Source organism: Mesorhizobium sp. M0816 (genome assembly GCF_040320005.1).
Lineage (GTDB): Bacteria > Pseudomonadota > Alphaproteobacteria > Rhizobiales > Rhizobiaceae > Mesorhizobium.
In genome coordinates this window covers 1-3,005 of the sequence record NZ_JAMYOT010000081.1, presented here as the reverse complement: position 1 = coordinate 3,005, position 3,005 = coordinate 1, and the positions used below count along the sequence as shown (strand labels likewise).

The 3,005-nt window shown below is 63.7% G+C and carries 1 protein-coding gene; it reads right to left on the bottom strand.

The genetic code is table 11. The annotated features are described in order from the left end of the window. Nucleotides 1–3,005 (bottom strand): toxin TcdB middle/N-terminal domain-containing protein (locus NKI17_RS36670; protein ID WP_352907925.1); only part of this gene is annotated, 3,005 nt, incomplete at both ends.

The window sequence follows — 3,005 nt, the reverse complement described above, 5'->3', positions numbered from 1 at the left end:
AACCTCCCCAGCACCGGATCCATGTACCTGGCATTGAGGTAGAGCAGGCCGGTCTCGGGATCGAAGCGTTCGCCGATATAGGATTTCTGCGTCTGGAAGCCGGTGTTGAGGCGCTCGCCATAGCTGGCGTAGTTGGTCTGTTCGGCGATGGCGCCTGAGGCATCGGTGACCATGCGGACAGAAGCCAGGTGGTCACGATGCAGGAAAGCTTTGGCGGCGCCGGTCACCTTGACGTCGGGATGGGGGTAGCGGGTGTAGATCTCGGCTCCCGGTGTCGCCGGATCGATCTCGACGGAAGGATCGGGATAGAGCGTGGTGGCGAAGGACGAGGTCTTTTTGGTACGTGCGCCGTCGGGGCCGTAGAACAGCGAGACGGTGTTGGCGGCGATTGTGACGGTCTTCAGGCGGTTGGCCTCGTCCCAGGTGAGCGTCCTGGTGCCGTCGGCGGTCATGTTGCCGTTGGCGTCATAGGTGAGCGTCTTGGCGCCGACCGCGGTTGGCGCGTGCGGACGAGCCGCGCTCGCCGCGGGATAGACATAGGTGCCGGCAACGCGGGTGCGCGAGGTCAGATTGTCGTTGGCGGCATAGACGAAGGTCTCGTCGAGCGTGTTGTTGCCAAGATTGTCGCTCGAAGTCAGCCGGTCGGCCTTGTCGTAGCCATAGGTCCAGCTGTCGGAAGCCGTCAGCCCGGTCGTGCCGGTGATGCGGCCGATGAGATCGCGGGCATACTGGTCGTCGAGCAGGACTGTGGCGCCCCTGGCCGTGGTGACGCGGGTCAGCCAGCGCCGGGTCGGCGAATAGGTGAAGGAGGTTTTTACACCGTTGGCATAGGTGATCTCTTTCGTCTGGCCGTCGGCCTCGTAGATGGTCGAGGTGATGAAGCCTGAAGCGGAGAGCAGCTTGTTGCCGGCCGTGTATTGCAGCGGGGCGGCCAGCGTGCCGAAGTCGAGCTGCACCGGCAGGTACTGGGTGCGCAGAGTCTGGCCGGAGGCATCGCGCACACTGGTCGTGGTGTGGGTCAGCGTTCCCAGCGTGACGTCCTGGCGGGCGAGTTTGCCAAAGCCGTCGTACTTGTTGGCCTGCGTTGCCGCAGGGTTGGTGGATGTCGTGAGCTGGCCGATATTGTAATAGCCGGCCGCCGCCTGATCGTAGGTGTTCTGCGTCAGCGTCACCGCACTGCCGCCGGCGCTAGTGGCCGTCTTCAGCGTCAGCCGGTCCATCTGGTCGTAGGCCAGTGTCGTGACGGTACTCCGGGCATCGGTCTGGCTGGTCAGCCGGTTGGCGCCGTCATAGACATAGGACCATGAGCCGAGATCGGGATCCGTCGCGGAAAGCCGGTTGCCGACCATGTCATAGCTGTAGCTCCAGCTCGAGCCGCCGGGATCGCTGACCCCGATCAGCCGGCCGAGAACATCGTAGCTGCGGCCCTCCGTCAGATTGAGCCCGCCGAGATCGCGCACGATCTGCACGATATCGCCGCGCGTCGAGGACACGCTCTTCGACTGGCGTGTGGTCGTCGCATTGATCTGGTCGGTCTGGGTGACCGCGTAAAGCCGCGGATTGGTGCCGCTGCCGCTGTCGAGGCTGTGGGCAAAAATCGTCTGGCTGGCATCGGCATAGACGGTCTTTACCAGCCGGTCGGCCCAGTCATAGCTGTTGGTGGACCACTGTGCCGTGTCGCCGACGAAGCGCGGGAAGGCGGTGCGCAAGACATTGCCGCGCAGGTCAAAATCGGTGTCCGCAATGCGCTTTGCTCCGGCCGCCGTCTCGCCGGGCGTTTCCACCCGATAGACCCGGCCAAGCCCGTCATAATAGGAGCGGACAAAATCCTCGCCCGCCCCATTGGGCAACGGCGTCAGCTTGGCCAGCGCCTGTGTCGCCGGATTGCCCTCGTTCTCGAACCGGGTCTTGGCATAGGCGCCGGTGACGCTTTGCGAGACCTGGTAGGGCCGGCAGAACGGATCGTAGGTGAAGGTCTTGATCAGGCCGTTGAAGTCGGTCTTCGTCGCCGGCAGCCCGCAGACGGCATTGTAGGTGGCGCTCGAGACGAAGCGCGTATCGGCGCTCTGGCCGCCGGTGGCAAAATAGCGGGGGCTGCGCTGCGTTACCGGATAGAGGTGATAGGTCGCATCATAGTCCCACTCGGTCTTGTGGCCGAGCCCGTTGGTGGCAGAGACCTTGTTGCCATAGAGGTCATAGGCAAAAGTCTGGTTCACCTCCTTTTGCGGCGCTCCATAGTAATCGGAGAAGCTGCGCTTGCGGGTGACGTTGCCCTTGGCCGGCGGCGTGGCGTTGGCGCCGCCGTCATAATAGGTCTCGTCATAGCCGATATAGGCAAAGCTGGTGTCCAGCCCGGCGCGCATCGTCTGGCTGCTCGGCAGCGAGACGATGTAGGCGCTCGTGTTCGGCGCAAAGCTTGCCACCGTCCAGGTCTCATCGCCGCTGACGTCGGTGCGGCCATAGTCCTTGATGCTGGTGATATTGTTATAGGCGTCGAACGCCCGCTCGACCTTCAGTGTGCGCGAAAGATTCTCGGTCAGCGTCGTGTCGGTCGCAATGTTCTGCACGGTGTATGGCTTGGTCGCGGTGTTGACCGCATAGGTCTCGGCCACCTGCTTGTGGACGACGCCGGCGCCATCCTTCCAAACGGTCAGCGACGGCAGCCCGTAGCTTGCCAGGTCCTGGCGGTAGGTGGTCTCGATCTTCGACGCCGCCGTCTCGCCATTGGCCAGCGGTTTGGTCTCGACGATCGAGGCGAAGCCCAGAAACTTGCGTGCCGCCGGATCGTATTTGCCGCCGGCATAGGCGTAGGTGCTCACCGCCGTCTGGCCGCGGCCGTCGCCGACCGACAGTTTTGTCACCGCATGCACCAATTGCGGCAGGTAGGTGTTCGCCCAGGTCGACGACGGCGCATACTCCACCGCGATCGTCCCGCCCAGCTCCGTCACAACACTGCGCAGCAGGTTCGGATTGCCCGCGCCGGGGGCCGAGATGAACATGTGGTC